Origin of the sequence: Nitrosopumilus sp. K4, assembly GCF_018128925.1 — an archaeon.
GTDB lineage: Archaea > Thermoproteota > Nitrososphaeria > Nitrososphaerales > Nitrosopumilaceae > HKST03.
The window spans coordinates 693282-709644 of sequence record NZ_CP067007.1 but is presented as its reverse complement, the minus strand read 5'-3'; the positions used below and the strand labels follow the sequence as shown (position 1 = coordinate 709644).

14 protein-coding genes are annotated in these 16363 nt (G+C 34.4%); 4 read left to right on the top strand and 10 right to left on the bottom strand.

The genetic code is table 11. From position 1 onward, the window contains the following. Window position 1 precedes the first annotated feature (1 nt). The 4 genes from NsoK4_RS04275 to NsoK4_RS04260 all read right to left on the bottom strand — a co-directional run bounded on the left by NsoK4_RS04275 (window position 2) and on the right by NsoK4_RS04260 (window position 3237). Window positions 2–1084 (bottom strand): HAMP domain-containing sensor histidine kinase, encoded by a 1083-nt coding sequence (locus NsoK4_RS04275; protein ID WP_211688485.1) that lies wholly within the window; start codon window positions 1082–1084, stop codon window positions 2–4. A gap of 16 nt (window positions 1085–1100) precedes the next feature. Next, window positions 1101–1508 (bottom strand): response regulator, encoded by a 408-nt coding sequence (locus tag NsoK4_RS04270; protein ID WP_249111160.1) that lies wholly within the window; start codon window positions 1506–1508, stop codon window positions 1101–1103. Beyond that, the gene (locus NsoK4_RS04265; RefSeq protein WP_211688483.1) at window positions 1505–2473 is read right to left on the bottom strand and encodes a TrmB family transcriptional regulator; all 969 of its coding nucleotides are present in this window, start codon (window positions 2471–2473) and stop codon (window positions 1505–1507) included. The genes NsoK4_RS04270 and NsoK4_RS04265 overlap by 4 nt, the downstream gene beginning before the upstream one ends. A 74-nt stretch (window positions 2474–2547) precedes the next feature. After that, the gene (locus tag NsoK4_RS04260; protein WP_249111157.1) at window positions 2548–3237 is read right to left on the bottom strand and encodes a prepilin peptidase; all 690 of its coding nucleotides are present in this window, start codon (window positions 3235–3237) and stop codon (window positions 2548–2550) included. Between the two features lie 92 nt (window positions 3238–3329). Here NsoK4_RS04260 and NsoK4_RS04255 point away from each other — a divergent pair, with 92 nt between their 5' ends. Next, window positions 3330–3584: a hypothetical protein gene (locus tag NsoK4_RS04255; RefSeq protein WP_211688480.1), complete on the top strand. Its 255-nt coding sequence runs from the start codon at window positions 3330–3332 to the stop codon at window positions 3582–3584. On the opposite strand, the gene NsoK4_RS04250 is transcribed toward NsoK4_RS04255, so the two are convergent. From NsoK4_RS04250 to NsoK4_RS04225, 6 genes are all read right to left on the bottom strand, one after another. After that, window positions 3570–6146 carry an Ig-like domain-containing protein gene (locus NsoK4_RS04250; protein ID WP_211688478.1) on the bottom strand — a complete coding sequence of 859 codons (2577 nt, stop codon included), beginning with the start codon at window positions 6144–6146 and terminating at the stop codon, window positions 3570–3572. The genes NsoK4_RS04255 and NsoK4_RS04250 overlap by 15 nt on opposite strands. 95 nt (window positions 6147–6241) lie before the next feature. Beyond that, a complete protein-coding gene (locus NsoK4_RS04245; RefSeq protein WP_211688476.1) occupies window positions 6242–7684 on the bottom strand; it encodes a type II secretion system F family protein in 1443 nt (480 codons plus the stop codon). Between the two features lie 4 nt (window positions 7685–7688). Next, the gene (locus tag NsoK4_RS04240) at window positions 7689–9227 is read right to left on the bottom strand and encodes a type II/IV secretion system ATPase subunit (RefSeq protein WP_211688473.1); all 1539 of its coding nucleotides are present in this window, start codon (window positions 9225–9227) and stop codon (window positions 7689–7691) included. 53 nt (window positions 9228–9280) lie between these two features. Beyond that, window positions 9281–9901 carry a hypothetical protein gene (locus NsoK4_RS04235; RefSeq protein ID WP_211688471.1) on the bottom strand — a complete coding sequence of 207 codons (621 nt, stop codon included), beginning with the start codon at window positions 9899–9901 and terminating at the stop codon, window positions 9281–9283. 117 nt (window positions 9902–10018) lie between these two features. After that, entirely contained in the window at window positions 10019–11572 is a 1554-nt protein-coding gene (locus tag NsoK4_RS04230; RefSeq protein WP_211688469.1) for a vWA domain-containing protein, read from the bottom strand. After that, a complete protein-coding gene (locus tag NsoK4_RS04225) occupies window positions 11572–12567 on the bottom strand; it encodes an AAA family ATPase (RefSeq protein WP_211688467.1) in 996 nt (331 codons plus the stop codon). Before NsoK4_RS04225 ends, NsoK4_RS04230 begins: the two co-directional genes overlap by 1 nt. A gap of 92 nt (window positions 12568–12659) precedes the next feature. Between NsoK4_RS04225 and NsoK4_RS04220 the strand changes: the two genes are divergently transcribed. The 3 genes from NsoK4_RS04220 to NsoK4_RS04210 are packed head-to-tail and all read left to right on the top strand — an operon-like array spanning window position 12660 to window position 16326. Further along, window positions 12660–13322, top strand: coding sequence for a hypothetical protein (locus tag NsoK4_RS04220; RefSeq protein WP_211688465.1), 663 nt, complete (start codon window positions 12660–12662; stop codon window positions 13320–13322). A 53-nt stretch (window positions 13323–13375) separates the two neighbouring features. Continuing rightward, window positions 13376–13834, top strand: coding sequence for a hypothetical protein (locus tag NsoK4_RS04215; protein WP_211688463.1), 459 nt, complete (start codon window positions 13376–13378; stop codon window positions 13832–13834). Continuing rightward, on the top strand, window positions 13831–16326 hold the full coding sequence (locus NsoK4_RS04210) for a LamG-like jellyroll fold domain-containing protein (RefSeq protein ID WP_211688461.1): 2496 nt from the start codon (window positions 13831–13833) through the stop codon (window positions 16324–16326). The genes NsoK4_RS04215 and NsoK4_RS04210 overlap by 4 nt, the downstream gene beginning before the upstream one ends. Window positions 16327–16363 lie beyond the last annotated feature (37 nt).

The window sequence follows — 16363 nt, the reverse complement described above, 5'->3', positions numbered from 1 at the left end:
TTCAAGATTCTATTTTGATATATTTTTTTGGAATTGAAAAATAAAATGTAGAACCATGACCAAATTTGCTTTCAACCCAAATCTTTCCATCTAGTTTTTCAATTATTCCTTTACATATTGCCAATCCGAGACCACTACCATCTCTTTTTCGTCTATTTGATGTATCGATCTGATAGAATTTCTTAAAAATTTCTTTTTGATTTTCTTCAGAAATTCCAATCCCGTTATCCTTGACAAAAAATTCTATATGTTCATTATTTTCTTTGGCTCCAAATTCTATTTTGCCTGAGCCCTCATCTACAAAATCAAGTGCATTTTTAATCAGATTTGAGAACACTTGGATGATTCTGTCTTTGTCTGAATAAACAAATGATTTGTCTGAATTCACTTTGATTAATTGTACTTTTTTTTCTTTAACGATTGGATCAAATGTCTTAAAAACATCTTCAAGTAAAATACCAGTATCGAGTTTTTCTTTGTTGATTGCAATTTTTCCTAAACCTAATTTTTGTGCAGTTAAGATATCTCCGATTAATTTTTGTAACTTTAATGATGATGTGTATATCTCGTTAACTGCGTCTTCTTGCATTGGGTTTAGCCTTCCTAGAACATCTTGTTTTTTTAGCATCTTTGCATATCCTAGAATTGGAACTATTGGTGTTTTTAATTCATGAGAAACCATTGATGAAAATTCATCTTTTCGCCTATCGATATCTTTGAGTTTTTCTACATACTGCTTTTCTTTTTTAATTGTGTCATGTACTGTTTTCGTCATATTTTGAAAGTTTGTGTTTAATTCATGAATTTCTTTGATGTTTGTAATTATTTTCTCATTAGAATCTATTTTGTTTGTCTCAGAAAACTCGGTCATGTTTTGTGCCAATTTTTCAATGGGGCTTGTAATGCTTTTTGAGACAAATATCGTGCCAATAAGAGAGCCACCTGAAACAATAATTGTAAACACAAGAATTAATGAAGCCATATCGTGATCATCAGACGTAAAATAATTTAGCAATCCTATGTAGAAAATGATAAAACTTGTTATCCCAAAGACAAGAAATAACGTGTGCTTGATTTGAAGCAAAATGACTCCTGTCTTGTTATGTGTTGATCACTTTTTGTATTTTTGATAACAATTCATCAATATCAACAGGCTTTAGAATGTACGATGTCACTCCTCTTTTTACTAGTTTGTCTAGCTCGTCTTCAGAGATATTTGATGCAGTAAAGACAATGATTTTGTTTTTTCTAAGCATGTCGTTCTTTTCAAGTGCATCAATTACATCATATCCGTTAAAATCAGGAAGTGCCAGATCCAACAACACTGCATCATATCTGTCCTCTTCGATCATTTTTAGCCCTTCTTTTGCATCGTTAGTTATAATGCATGCAAAATTTTGCGTGCTCAAAAATGTCGTCAGCATCTTTGTAATCTGTTCATTATCGTCGATAATCAAAATTTTCAAGTTGTCTTCTTTTATCTCTGAATCCATCTTGTTTTCACTCATTTTTTAGTAACTCCTTTTTTGTTCATTTTGAAATTTTTTTGAAGATAACTTAGAATTCTTTTCTCTTGCTCTATTTCTCTTAGTCTGTGCTCATATGTGATTTCTGATCCGAGAATTTTTGATGCATCAGACTCTTTGATGTGGTTTGATTTTTTCCATACTAATTTGAACAGAGACTTTAATGTAGAGACAAATGATTTTGAATCGGTCCATATTGCCATCACATTATCAATAATTGAATTGTTGATGAAGAAAATGACTTCATCGTCATCTTTGATTATAAAGCAAAAATTCTCCCTATTTTTATCTTCAATTTTTTTTATTTTTTCTAATGGTACGTCATCAAAGATGTAATTGCCTTTGTTTGTGTATGTTGTAAGTACCTTCAAATCTCCTTTGCATTTTTTCAAATACTCTGTAAACTCTGTATGATAAAATTTCATAAAGTCTTCTTCTGTTCCTAAAACTAACACTTCTTCATTTGAATCTTGGATCATTTTCTGCAATCTTGCAAGTATGGAGTTTTTTCCCTGTAGTGATTGGAATTTGTTCTCTTCTGCCTCAGAATCTGTTTTTCCATGATTTGGAATTGTCTTCCAAAGTTTTACAATGTGTTCTTTTTTTGACTCCATTTCTGAAACTCTGTTTTTTTCATTGCGTATCAAAATGTCAATTGCTTTTTCGATATCTACTGATTCAAATTTGGTTGGCTTTCCAAATATGGAGTATACAACTCCTTTTTGTTCAAGCGAGTTTAAGAGATGATATGTTTCAGTTCTTGGTATTTTGAGATTTTTAGAAATCTCCGATGCCGTTTTTGTTCCGATTTTACTAAGGTACAGGTAAACTTTTGATTGATTTGGAGTCAGCCCATAGGCCCCGATCAGTTTGTTTAGTTCCTCAATAGGATTGTGAAATTTTGACTCTAGTCCTGATTGCTCTATTGCATACTCTTCTATTGTCATATGAAATAATTACAATAAAGTTATCTTAAGCACGTGTATGTTATGTTGTGATACAGATCCTTGATTTGTATATGTTACATGAACCAAGAAATCAACACATCTCCGTATACTAATTGAATGAGATACCCTCCTGAAATTAACAACAAATATGGGATTCCAGGCGTAATCCATGTGTCTGATTTGTTACAAAATTCTTGATTTTCTGCATGGTGAAATCCTAGTGAAATTTTCTTGATTTTTCCTTCAATCCTCTCTATTGGAAATCCGAATTTTGGATTTTTTGCCCTATACCCAATAATCATTGCGCCGATCTTAGTCCAAAGACTCTCCTCAAACCCCTCAAAAATGTCCTGTTTGTTAGCTAATGATATGATATTTCTTACTAGGTTTGCCAATAATGGAATTACAAACAAGATTGCAGCATTTGATAGTACTGTAAATGGCGTTATTGCATTTTCTGAAAACGTTGAAACAGGTGCAATTACAGCAAGTACAATTAGTGCAAAAGCATCTGCACCTCCAAACAACCCCAATCTCCAAATTAACAGTGAAAATGGCGCAATGATTAAGGCGTATCCCATAAGGACAAAGGATTCAAGCATGTTTTCTTCAAATAATGTTATAATGATTCCTAAAGAAGCAAATCCTATCCAATAATAATCGTGTATTTCCCTTTTCCAGATATCTATAATGGAACCTATGACTAACATAGATAATGCAACACCTATTCTGATTATACCTAAATCGGTAAAAATTTCACTCATTTTTTAGCCTCTTTGTTGGTGTGTAACATTGTTTTTTAACACTATGTCACATACCTTTCAAAATTTTTATAATAATTTCTACTGTTTATTTTGTGCAATTTCTGAAATCTTTGCATGATCCCACACATGAAAAATATGCATCTTATTATGCTATTGTTCTTGCAGTAATTGTGTCTTTTGTGATCTTCATGTCTGTGAATATGATTGAAATTTCTGTAATTGAAGCAACTGCAGTTTTCTTTGAAGGATTTGCTTCGATGTATATGCTCAGCAGACATAGGAAAACACAAAATGACTTTGCAACACATTTATCAAAACTCTCCATCAATAGGCTATCTGTCTCTTAATTCTGATACTTTCTCTTTGATCTCTTCTACTTTATCAGATAGATTTACTCTCTCTAGAATTTCATCTAGCCTATTAGTTTTCTTTAAAAAGAATATTGCAGCTCCAATAGCAACAGGTATTATCACAAATACTGCATTTTCTCCAGTTATGGGTAATGCTAATTCTTTTTTCTCTTCCTCAACAACTTGTCCCTCTGGAGATACTTGTGGTTGAATCACTGATGTGGGTTTTGATACTGATGATTCAAAAAATCCCTGTCCAGAAATTTTTGCAGTGATTTTTACTGTATCCTGACTTGTTGCAACTGCTTTGATCTTTGCTATTCCGTCTGAATTTGTAATCTCATCTTGTTGTCTGATTTCTGCTCCTTCTACTTCCCATATTACATTGTAATCAGATAATGGTAATTGTTCGTCTTCAAATGAAATTTTCATCTCTGCATCAATTACATCGCCTGGGTTTACGGCGTCAGGAGATGTTAAAACTAGATTTGGGTGAAGTGATGATACGTTGATTTCAAATTTTGCCAAAGGAAAGTCTTCTGATAGTGCAGATATGTTTATTTTTCCATCCTTTAGTCCACTTATCTCAAATGTTTCAAAATATTCTCCTTCTTTAATTGTAATGTTTTCCGGAATTTCAATTGAATCTATTCCGTCGTATACTAATTTTATGTGAACGTCTTCTTTTACATGTACTGGGTTGTCAGCTGAATCTAATAGTTGAATTGTTGCAAAACTAGTTGTACCTGGAAAAATTGTTTTAACGTATGCCATTGAGATAGAAGTTGGATCTGTAGTTTTACTTGATAGATCTAATCCTGTTTCAAATTTACCTGCAGTACCTGTAACTGATGTGTCTCCGACTTTTAGTGCATTGGCGTTGAGTATTGCATATGCATCATTTTGTTTCACTACCTGTGGTTCGATTTCTATTATGTTGTCTGCCGAAAATGTAATTACTGTGTTTGAAATAAAATGGGTTGGACCTTCTCTCCCATTTTCCTCTTCATCTTCATCTTCAGTTGTAGCTGCATCCTCGTCTTCCTCTTCCTCTTCCCACATGTATGAAATTATAAAAAATTCTTCTCCTGCTAAAATTTCAGGAATTAAACTTTCAGATTTTATGGTCAGATCATCTTCTATTGGTCCTGTGGGATTGCCTGTAAATTTCTTAATTCCCTCACCATCCTCAAATGTAAAATCCATTGATTTAGTTTCTGGAATTACGGTTCCTGTGTTACCAAATACCAAGGCGGCATTATCGCCTACATTGAATTCTGGATCAATTATACTTGCTGTCTTCAAATCTGATGAATCTGCATACATTTTGAAAGTTTCATCTGCCATGACTGGAATGGTAACTGTTTCTTTGTATCTGGTCTCATCAGGTCTTTTTTTAGAAACTTCTACATCTGTTTCAAGATACGCTACTCCTAAAATTTCTCGATCTCCCGTAACTAGGAATGGAATGGACTTTACCACTACCGGTCCTTTACCTGTTGTTTCACTAACATATTCATCATGAACTATGTTGATTGAACCATCCTTGACATGATAGTTTTCAGCAGATATTCCAATCGACAGTGACTTTACTACACTGCCTGATGCTTCTGGATCTTCTACATAACTTTCAATGATATCTGAAAAATCGGGTCTCGGGGTAAAGCTTGTGTATGTTGAGTATTCTCCTTGTTTTATCATTAATTCTTTTTGTTTGAAAATTATTTCTTCAAAATCATTACTTGTGTTAATTCTTGCATCTGGATTTTCTACAGCAATTTTAATTGGAATATCTTCGGTTGCTTTTACTGGGATTCCTTCACCATCTTCTAACTGTATAATTGCAAAACCTTTGTTATTTGTTCCTGTTAAATAATTTTCAGGGTATGTGTATAGTTTAAGCGTCAATGGTTCTTTGGCTTCTCTAACATGAATTTGTGCACTAACTGGTTTCATTCCTTCTGTTTTTGCAAAAACCATTGCATCTCCCGAATCTTTTATTTTAAATTTGGTAATAGCAAAATAATTTCCAGAGTCTATAGTGATTTTTTCTTCTTCTAAAATTATGATATCGGAGTTTGGAGATGTTAATTCAATTTCTAGATCTTTGTTTGTCTTTGTTGGTAAATCCCCACTTGTGACTACTTCTACTGCCAAATACCCGTACTTTGGCCCATCTACTGCAAAGTCATTAGGGGTTGCTTTTAATAGTAAATGAGTAGGATTGTTGTTGCTTGTATAGACAGTAATTGGAATTTCTTGAGATGTAAATCCCGGTGCTGCAACAGAAATATCTGCAGTTCCAGAATTTTTTGCACTCAGTTTAACATTGGTGGTAAAACCATCAGACATTTTTTCAACGCCTAACACCTCAATGATTTTTCTATCAGAGCTCGTTACTTGCAAATTTGAAATCTCTTTTGGAATCATGTATTCGTTTGATTTTACATAGATCTGAAGAATTCCTTCGGTATTTTCTAATAATTTTCCTGGATGTTGCTGATATCCTAGCTCAAATACCTGTTGTCCCTGTACAGGAATTGTGAAAAAACTTCCCAATATTATTAAAAATAAGAAAATACTCTTCATCTGTCAAAAATATGGTATTTTTTGATATATTCAGCAGTGTGAAACATTATGAGACATACTAATAATCAGAAAAACGCTCCTACGTCAAATAATCCCTGACTAATGACAAATATTGCAATTAACGTAATTATTATCAAAAAGATTGAAAGTTTGAATCCTCCTGAATAATTACCCGTAGTTACTTTTCCAAGAAATAGCCCTGCTAACCATGCCTGTGCAATAATTGAAAATGACATTAGTTCAAATCTTGATTTTGATTCCAATTCTAATTGCTCTTTTTTGTATTCTTCTATCTCTGATTGTACACTGATGCTTGTAAGTGAATCAATAACCATCAAAGTTGTAAATCCAGTAATTCCAATCAGCATGAACCCTATCATTACATATGGTTTTAACATCTCTCGTTTTGATTTTTCAATATTTTGTATTTTTTCTGCAATTCCTGCAAGTGATTCTAACGTGTGAACATTGCCTCCACCTGCTGCAATTATTTCAAAAAGAATTTTGAAACTGATCAATATCTGAAAGTCTTTGATTTCTTTTTGAATTGATTTGTAAATGTTGTTTAACGACACTCCCCATTCTAACTTGTTTGCAATGGAATTTGCAATGTTGTTGAAAAATCCAAAATCTTTTCTTTTACATGCTCTCACAACACATTTTTCTGGACCCAAACCTGCTTTTCTTGCCTCTGCAATATCTCTAAGAATTTGAGGTGTTGCATTTTCTGAATCTAAGGACAACGAATATGCTTTTGAGAATTTTATTGCAGGCAATATTGATGCTACAATTAACGCAATTCCTAAAATATATGCATCATAATCTGGTAAAATATCCATAGAGTAAAGTAGTCCTGCAATAGCAACGCCCGGAATTCCTATCATTGCAATCTTTTTCCAATCAAGTTCAGACATTTTTGATTTGTTTAACTTGCTTGATACAAACATGAAAAATGCTGAGACTACTGGTGGTAAAACTATGATCATAAAGAATGGGTCTAGTCCTTCAGAAGACTGTTCCACTCCCGTTGAACTAGTAGCAGTAATGATTATGTATACTGCCAAAACAACAATTTGCATTGTCATAAATGCCTCTATGAGAGCTTTTACTTTTTCTACAGATTCTTTCTGTGTATTTGCATATGCGTCAAATGCACTATTCATTTTGCTTTTCAAATAATTTACAACATCTCCCCCTCCTTGGATTGATGACACATAGCCGTTAAGAAATTCGCCAAATGATTTTGAAGTTGTTTTTTCTTTGATTTGCATCATTACTGTTAGTGGATCCATGCCTAGGATGTCTATTCTTTTGATGATTTTCTCAGACTCTAGGCTAATTTTTGGCAGTAGTTTGATTTCGCGCATTTTTTGAAAAATCGTGTACGGTCCAAAACCACTTGTTGCAAGAAGAGTTACTATTGTGATAAAATATGGCAACTCAAATAATATTGTTTGATCTTCCTTCTGAGGTTTTCCGTTTTTTCCCATTGCTTTTAACAATGACATGAAATTATACCCCGTATTCCATTTTCGCTAGTAGAGCGTCAGAATCACGATAGTACATCCCCACATATTCTGAGACTTTCTTATAACTTCGGATTCCACGTTCAGTTAGATGTCTGAGGAGTTTTTTTCTTTTCTCAAATTCGTTGATAATCTCTTCCATGTCTTGTCCTGTTTGCTCAGAAATTTTGTACAACATTTTACTTTGTTCAATCTTTGAATCAAATTCATCTGTTTTTGGATTCCAATTAAAAACATCGTTAAAAGAATCTGCACTGATGATTTCCTGAACTGTTACGGCTTTTCTGCTGCTCTGTCCTGTAACGTTGTTTTTAACTCTCCTGATTACTATGGCACAGTTCATCAAGGACAGATATGCAGGGGGGATATCCATTGGTTTTTGCTGTAATCTTTTTGAAGCAGATTCCAAACTGTCTGCGTGCATGGTACATAATCCGCCATGGCCTGTAGCCATTGCTTGAAACATCACATAGGCTTCTGAACCTCTGATTTCTCCTACTGCGATATAATCTGGTCTGTGTCTTACCCCTGATTTGATCAAATCATATAGTCCAATTTCCCCTTCACCACTTGCACCAAACCCTGTTCTTGAGATTAAACTAAACCAGTTTTCATGATTGATGTTAATTTCTGCAACATCTTCAACTGAAAATATTTTGTAATCTGGATTTATCAATCCTGTAATTGCATTAAGTATGGTTGTTTTTCCGCTACCTGTAGAACCAATTACAATAATTGACATCTTTGATTCAACTAGCATCCATAGATATGCAGCAATATTGATGTCTAATGTTCCAAAATTGATCAAATCAACTACCGTATATGGGTCCTCTCTGAATTTTCTTATTGTGAAACTAGTGCCTTTTGGTGTTACTTCTTTTTGATACAATACTGAAATTCTGTGATTTCCCTCCAAGGCTAAATCTGAAATCGGAAATGCTGAGCTGATATGCTTTCCTGCTCTAAAGACAATCCTAGATACAAAATTGTTTAATCTTTCATCCTCAAATTGGATGTTTGTGGGCATGCTATCATATTTTCTATGCCAAACGTAAATCGGGGTGTCGATTCCACTACAACTCACATCTTCTATGTTTGGGTCATGCATTAGTGAATCAATTAAGCCAAAACCTGCGATATCTCGTTCTAGATAGTACTTTACCTTTTCAATACTTGCTAAGGGATATTCTTGAAACATTTTTTCATTTTCTTTTAATGTTTTGTTGAGAAATGATGTAAAGCCCAAGTCTTTAGTGATATTTTCAGGTGAGTCTAGAGAATCTTCAATTAAGGAATATAATTTCTCAAAAATCATTTGCTCGGAATTATTTAGTTTTACTTCATCTACTTGATACAGATACCCTGCTGTTTCTTTGTCTTCCAAAATGTTAACATAGCTAAAAGGAGCTAATAACGGATACTTTTCCACTACTTTGTATCCTGAAGGTGTTTTGTTTTGATATTGATCTAAAAATTCACTTTTTAGAAAAGTTTCCAAACCCTGCTCGTTTTTCTTTTTCCCCATCTTTCATTTACCTCAAAAATAGATTTTTGGTAGATTAAAAAAATACCCCCTACCTAGGATTGTCCTTTCACGGCTACGCTTTGTGGTGCTCCTGCGTTTCCAGCAAATATATTCACGCTGGTATTGATACCTGAGTCAAGTGTAGATAATGTGCCATTTGATAGTTTGAAGTATATGATTGCTGATTGTCCTGTACTTAATGATACTGGACCTGTTGCAGCATTTGCGCATACATCACCTACTCCTGCCAAGTCAATATTCACTGTTTCACCGCCACCACATGCTCCATCAGCAGTCAATCCACCTGCAACTCCAGACCATCCTGGATGTGGCAGTGATTGCTGGAATTCAGAAGCAGTTAGGGCTGTGTCAGGATACCAGTTTCCAAAAGGTACATCGGAACCTCTAACTTGGATTTTGTCTACTGAAATAACCTTGTCTCCAGTGTTTCTAACTTTTGCAGCACCCCAAGCTAAACCATTTGAATCAGTTGCATGTACCCACATCTGAGTTCCAGATACAGTCATTGCTTCTGTCTGAGTACCGCCTTGGAAAAGACTGGTACCGTACAAAACAACGCCTGAACCCAATACGACAGATGCCACCAAGATGATGATGGTTGTCAATACAGTACTGATTGCTCTTTTGTTTGGCTTGTTGCCTAGTTTTGTCATTTGAATTCTATGGCAATAGGAAGAATATCTAAAGGTGTATGTATTTTTTAGAAATTACGGGTCAAATTATCTTATGTTATGAAAATCTTCATGATTCGTGCCTAAATTGATTGAAAATTACATCGAGGACTGTGCTACCTCGATATAGGCATCAATGAATTTAGCCACAGTTTTCTTGAGATCTCCGTGTGGAATGTTCAAAGTAAAGTATTTTGAGATTTTTTCAGGCAGTCCTATGCCTATAACGTTAATTCCCATGTTTCGGGCCTGTTTTATTGCGTCTTGAAATGCCTTTTCATCCTGATCTTGGCCTAATGTCTGTCCATCGGTAATGACAAAAATGAATTTTTTATCAGTAGGGTCGTCTTGCATGATTCTGGCACCTAAGGTTATGGCATCTGGAATAAACGATAAGCCTTTGTTTTTGATTCCTCCAATTCGGGCTTTGGCCATTTGAGTGTATTTTTCAGAGTGGTCTTTGACAATCAAAAATTCATTGTTAAATGAAAACAATCCCCATTGACCTCCTCTTGAATTCATTTCATCAGCAGTCTCAGAAAGGCACAATGCAAATTTTTTCAAATCCTCAAATTTTAGTTTCATACTTGCACTAGTATCTAAAATTATGGCCCAATTTTCATCTGTTTTTCGTGCAACATCTTGCTCAAAAATCTGTATGCTGTCATTTTGACTTGCCATTGCCTGAATTGCTTTTTGCATTTCTACTAATCCTAAATCTTCAGCATTTGGATCATCAACAATATTTGCAACCATTTTTAATTGAGTTCTCAATTTTTTGAGAAACATGCTACTTTCATTTTTTAATCTAAGATATTCTCCAATATTTTCATCGGCAAAACCAATTTTGTCAAAATTAAGATCCTTGGTAATTTTATCATATTTTTTTGTTATTCTTGCTTTTTTGATTTTTTCGTCAATCCACATTTCATCAAACGAATCGACTAATTTTTTAAATTCTGATTTTGGTTTTATGAAAATAGTCTTGTTTTTATTTTTAAATGAAAGTTCTTTTTCATCATAAAATGGAAAAACCGTATCTTTTAGATAGTCTTGATGTCTGTACAGAAAATCAGCATATTCAATTATTTTTGCTTTAGATTCTTTATCTTGTATTATTTTTGTTTTTAATTCTTGAATGGATGTCTTATTTACTGCAAATTGAGATGCAAATTTTTTCCTTGTTTCAATTTGCTTAGAATTTGAATCAAAATTTATTTCAGCAATTTTGTTTTCTATATTGTCTAATTCGATTTTATATTCAGGATAGTTCATTTGAAGATGATTTTCAGCAAGTGTATTTCCTATGAATTGAATTACTTTTTCACATAATTTAGAAGTTTTATTTTTCTTCCAATCCTCCAAATCTAAATATTCTATATTATGAACATATGCTGCAAATTTAACTAAAATCCCCGCATATAATGTCCATATTGACTCATGATTGGTTTCATATTCTGCAAATTCATATCCAAGCAAATGATATTTTCCTCCATATTCTCTTGGCAATGGAATAGTGATTGTAATTCTTGGTGTTTTTGAGATTTTAGGATAGTCTATGGATTCTTCAAAAAATATGTCAATTTCAGAAGGGTTTTTTCCAGAGAGATCAAAAAATAATTCGTGAGAAACATCAGCAAGAGTATCTTTCATCACTTCTCGCCAACAAACTTCTTGATGATCTTTATTACTTCATCTTGAATTTCCAGATCATCACTTGTCATTGAAACTATTGTTTCTATTCCTGCTTCTAAGATGTTTGCACCGTCTGAAACAATTTTTCCCCAGTTAACCAGATCACCAATTGATGGACCATAAGGTAAATCACCTGTTTTGTATTCTTGTCTTAGCTTGGCACCGATCTTTGTAATTATTTCTGCGTCATTTAATGAAATGTTTCCTCTTTCCGCAACCATTTCAATTTCTTTTTGATCAACTTTGTCCCCTACACTCATGTAGTCAAAATTCAACCATACGCTCATTCTTCTTCTCATTGCAGCGTTAATTGGTTTAGTACCTGCAAATTCTGACGAAAATGGGTTCATACTAATTATTAAAAATGCATTTTTATGTCTATGAATTAACTCGTTGTCTTTTTCTGTTAATACCATGTGTCCTCTAGTATCTAAAATTGGATTGAGTTTTGTTGCAATATCTTGTTTCATCATGTTTGCCTCATCCAAATACAATATGCCACCATGTCTTACCCAACTAGTAATCAAACCATCAATCCAATTTTCTTTTCCCAGTCCCACATATCTTCCAAACAAGTCAAAGACAGATGTTTGCAAACCACAGTTAATTTCCCATAACGGAAGACCGGATAATTCGGATACAAGATATACAATGTGTGTTTTCCCAGTCCCACTTGGACCGATTAAGGCACATTGTTTGAAATATGCCAATGCTCTTGCAATTCGTTCTACATAGTGCTCTCCGTTGTCAAGATAAGGCGGTGTTCCTTTTGGCACCATCTCCATCATTTTTTCAGGAAATGAGAATTTTGAGGGATCCAGATATTTTTTGAAATCATATAATTTTGCTAGTTTGTGTTCATCTCTTTTTAATTTTGAAACCGTAACAGAAAGATTCATGTTCTTAGAGCTGATCTTTGACTGTTCCCCCTGCCTTCCAGAAGCATCATTCATAGAATAATGTACATTTTATCCTTCTTAATGCTAGCATGTGTATCAAAGTATTACATACGTATTGTTTAATGACAATTTACTCGTGTTTTTTCATGAAATCAAAGGTAGATATCAATTCTTTATCGATAAGTAAAGCAAATCCAGTCATGGAATCCTTTGAAAAATATGACATACAAGCAAATATTGATGAATTTGAAAATACAGAAAACCATTCTGGTTTTAAATACACTTTCACTATTCTTTCACAACCAAAAAATGTACGAATTGCAGTAGATGGAACGATCAGGGTTTTTGGAAAACCAGAGGAAAGAGACGCTATTTTAGACAAAAATGAAAACGACATACCAAAAATTCTACCATTAATCTATCATGAACTGTTTCCTTCATTTTTTATGCTTTCAAAAAGTGCAAATGTTCCTTGTCCTCCATATCAAATATTGACATTAGGTGATGAAACAATTCCTCAAAACAGTAACAATGTAGAAGCAGAAACGGAAACAGAACCTGAAACTATAGAAATTCCAGAATCGTCAAAAGAAACCGTATCTGGGGAACCCCCAATTACAGAATCTACATCCGATGAAACTACTGAAAAAGAAGGACAGACAATAGAAGAATTACAAGAACTATATGCAAAAACATCTGATGAATATAGCAAGAACCCCTCTGAAGAACTACGTAAAAAATTAGAAACAATTTCAACACAAATGAATCAAAAGAATAGCTCAAGTGAACCTTTGGAATCTACAGTGTAAGTAATCTTGGCAGACATACAGACCGATAATACCTAATTTTGGAGTTTTTAATTATGCTTTGTAAAAGGAGAGGATTAAGCAATATTGTAACTGCAGCAATTCTGCTTTCAGCTGTTGCATTGATGGGTACAGGACTTGTAAGTTGGTCACAATCTAATCTCACTGAAAGACAAGCAAATCTTAATACTTCATTTCAAAATAATATTAACAAATTAAAAGAATCTGTGATTTTAGAATATGTTTGGTTTAGTAGCAGTCCCAAATTTACAAACATGACAATAACAAACATTGGAACAAATTCATTAAACATTGTCGATGTAGAATTTAGAAATCCAGATACACAGCAGACCCTTCATGAAGAAACAATCAGTGATGGTCAGCTAAGTCCCTCAGAATCATATTCTTATCAAACAAGTGACAATGTCTTTGATCATACTCCGTATTCATCATTTACTGCAGTAATCACGACAGAGCGAGGCTCGATAATTTCTACACAGGTGACTACCCCATGAGAAATAGAAGAGCTCTTAGTACAATTGTAGGTGCTGTATTTTTTGTAATTGCAGCTGCTACATCAATTGCATATATCACATACAGCATGGATACTGTAGATAATTTTGCACAAACAATTGCAACAAATGAGATAGAACAAACAAACAGAGCAAATGAAAAATTTGATTTAACTCAGGTAAGAATAGATGGTGGAAAATTTAACTTTACAATACAAAACACAGGAAACGTCCCAGTCACAATTGCACGTTTGTGGGTTGAAAATACAACCGATTCTAGTTGGGTTCCTCAGAAATTTGACATCAATAAATCCGTTAGCCCCGGCGGCAAAAAATCTAACATAGGACAAGATATTGGGTTGATTGCTTTAGATACTGAAGCGTATGATTTTAAATTAATTACCGACAGAGGAAACGCATTACCTTTCTCAGTAAGCTCAACCATGACCTCAAAGTTATATGCAAAACTTCACGCCGAGCCAAAAATCATAGCTCCTGGATTTTCAACCACTTTAACATTGGAAATTATCAATAATCAAACATCTGATAGCATCTTAACAGAAATATCACCATCAATAGTATGTGATCCAGATATTACTCTTGAATCTGAATCTGGTTTGACATATCCTGTCCCCAACACAGTCGAAACATTGGAACGAGGAGATGTTGCGACATTTAGGTGGGTATATGTTGCTACTGGAACAGGGGGGGATACTGCACCATGTAATGCTTACATCAACAACAACCCAATTCCTGCAAATTTGCTTGATTCAGTCACTGTAAAAATCGAAAACCCTTCATTTGCATCACAGAGTGAAACCGCACTTGAGTCTGAAGGTTTGACCTGTTGTAAAACTACCGATGACACGCTAGCATTTCACGGTGAAACTACAGGGGTCCCTGCTCCTTCTCCTGGTGGAAATGGCACTAGTTTTCAGACCTATTCTGGATTGCCGGAATTGTCAGGAGATACTCGTACTATGCCTGCTGATTCGCCTTTAAGATATTATTCAAAAAATGATGGGGCCACCCAAGTAGATGTACCTCAGGGAACATGGGATTTAACATTGGTTATGTCAAGTGATCTTGTTCCGTCTTCATTATCTGCAAACCTTCCTGATTTGGTATACTTTTTTGATTCTGCTGATCCATTATTGGATTCACGAAATAATATTGATCTAACACAAGCAGGCACTCCGGGAACTGGTAATGGTGTTGGTCAGAACGGAACTGATACAGCGATATTTGACGGAGATGATTATTTTGTTATTTCATATGATGATGCATTTTCAGACATTAGTGCTACTGATGATTCTACTGCTGGGTGGTTTAAGACAAGCACATCTTCAGGCAAGCTTACCATTTATCGTGTTGAGCAAGATGTTGCAGGTTTTGAAGAATTTTATGACATATCAATCAATAATGGAAAAGTAGAGTTTTCATTTGTAGCTGATGATGATTCTGCTGCGCCAACCACATGCACATCACCATTATCCTATGCAGATGATAAGTGGCATTCCTTTGTAGCAGTAAGAGACACGGCACATAGTTGCATTTTGTATGTTGATGGAAGTCAAGTCGATACTGATTTCCAAACAGGTAACAGTGGAACAGGAAAAGACATTATAGACATTACGTCTGCAGATACAAACATTGGACGAGATCCTTCAGGAACCAATTATTTTACAGGCGAACTGAGCCAATTAATGCATTGGAATAATTACGGAATAACATCATCTCAAGCATCGGATCTTCATGATGCAAATTATGGAACAGCAGCTCACCGAATAAGCTATGAGATTTATCGGGCAGATGACAGTGGAAATATTTTAGACACCATACATACCGAAATTATAGACATTCCATTTCAAGATACTTCCAATGTTCCATTAGGGTGGAATGATTTCACTCATAGCAATTTACTAACAAATAGTACTGATTCATTAGGCTCATTTCATTTTACATCAGATTCAAGATTATATGTTGAAATTGAGAATATCTCAGGTAATTCATTTTTAGATTGGACAATGAACACGGATGATAACGGGTATACCGATAACATTGGCTCAAAACTTGTGCTTCCTACACCAAACAATCCTTTCCCTTCTTACTTCCAGTGGGATTCTAAAAATCCTTTGGTGTTTACCATCTCTAATGCAGGGCCAAATGGGATGTTTATGTTGTTTTCAGGTACACGTGTAATTTTTGAGGAATTGGATAAATCTATGTCATATGCAGGATTGCTAGAAAAATTTAACAGTACGACCATGAATTCCAATGAAGACGGGAATTTTATGTCAGTAGATGATAAAGGAGTGCTGACATTCGGATATCCAAACACAGAACCAGGATTATCTCCAAATCCATCAGGGGATATGCCCACAAATAGCAATTATCGTATGTATGTGTCAATTGTGGGATATGACAGTCAAGGAGCCAGTGTGTTTAGAACATTCTATGTAGGCGTAGTTGATGTCTGTGACCCATGCACATAGATGTATGTAACATTTTGTAACAGACTACTTTTAATGT

What these genes read in the sequence shown, in the direction of transcription:
- NsoK4_RS04210 (WP_211688461.1), top strand. Translation starts at nt 13,831, where the DNA reads ATGAGAAATAGAAGAGCTCTTAGTACAATTGTAGGTGCTGTATTTTTT.
- NsoK4_RS04245 (WP_211688476.1), bottom strand. Translation starts at nt 7,684, where the DNA reads ATGTCATTGTTAAAAGCAATGGGAAAAAACGGAAAACCTCAGAAGGAA.
- NsoK4_RS04240 (WP_211688473.1), bottom strand. Translation starts at nt 9,227, where the DNA reads ATGGGGAAAAAGAAAAACGAGCAGGGTTTGGAAACTTTTCTAAAAAGT.
- NsoK4_RS04270 (WP_249111160.1), bottom strand. Translation starts at nt 1,508, where the DNA reads ATGAGTGAAAACAAGATGGATTCAGAGATAAAAGAAGACAACTTGAAA.
- NsoK4_RS04230 (WP_211688469.1), bottom strand. Translation starts at nt 11,572, where the DNA reads ATGAAAGATACTCTTGCTGATGTTTCTCACGAATTATTTTTTGATCTC.
- NsoK4_RS04220 (WP_211688465.1), top strand. Translation starts at nt 12,660, where the DNA reads ATGAAATCAAAGGTAGATATCAATTCTTTATCGATAAGTAAAGCAAAT.
- NsoK4_RS04265 (WP_211688483.1), bottom strand. Translation starts at nt 2,473, where the DNA reads ATGACAATAGAAGAGTATGCAATAGAGCAATCAGGACTAGAGTCAAAA.
- NsoK4_RS04215 (WP_211688463.1), top strand. Translation starts at nt 13,376, where the DNA reads ATGCTTTGTAAAAGGAGAGGATTAAGCAATATTGTAACTGCAGCAATT.
- NsoK4_RS04225 (WP_211688467.1), bottom strand. Translation starts at nt 12,567, where the DNA reads ATGAATGATGCTTCTGGAAGGCAGGGGGAACAGTCAAAGATCAGCTCT.
- NsoK4_RS04235 (WP_211688471.1), bottom strand. Translation starts at nt 9,901, where the DNA reads ATGACAAAACTAGGCAACAAGCCAAACAAAAGAGCAATCAGTACTGTA.
- NsoK4_RS04260 (WP_249111157.1), bottom strand. Translation starts at nt 3,237, where the DNA reads ATGAGTGAAATTTTTACCGATTTAGGTATAATCAGAATAGGTGTTGCA.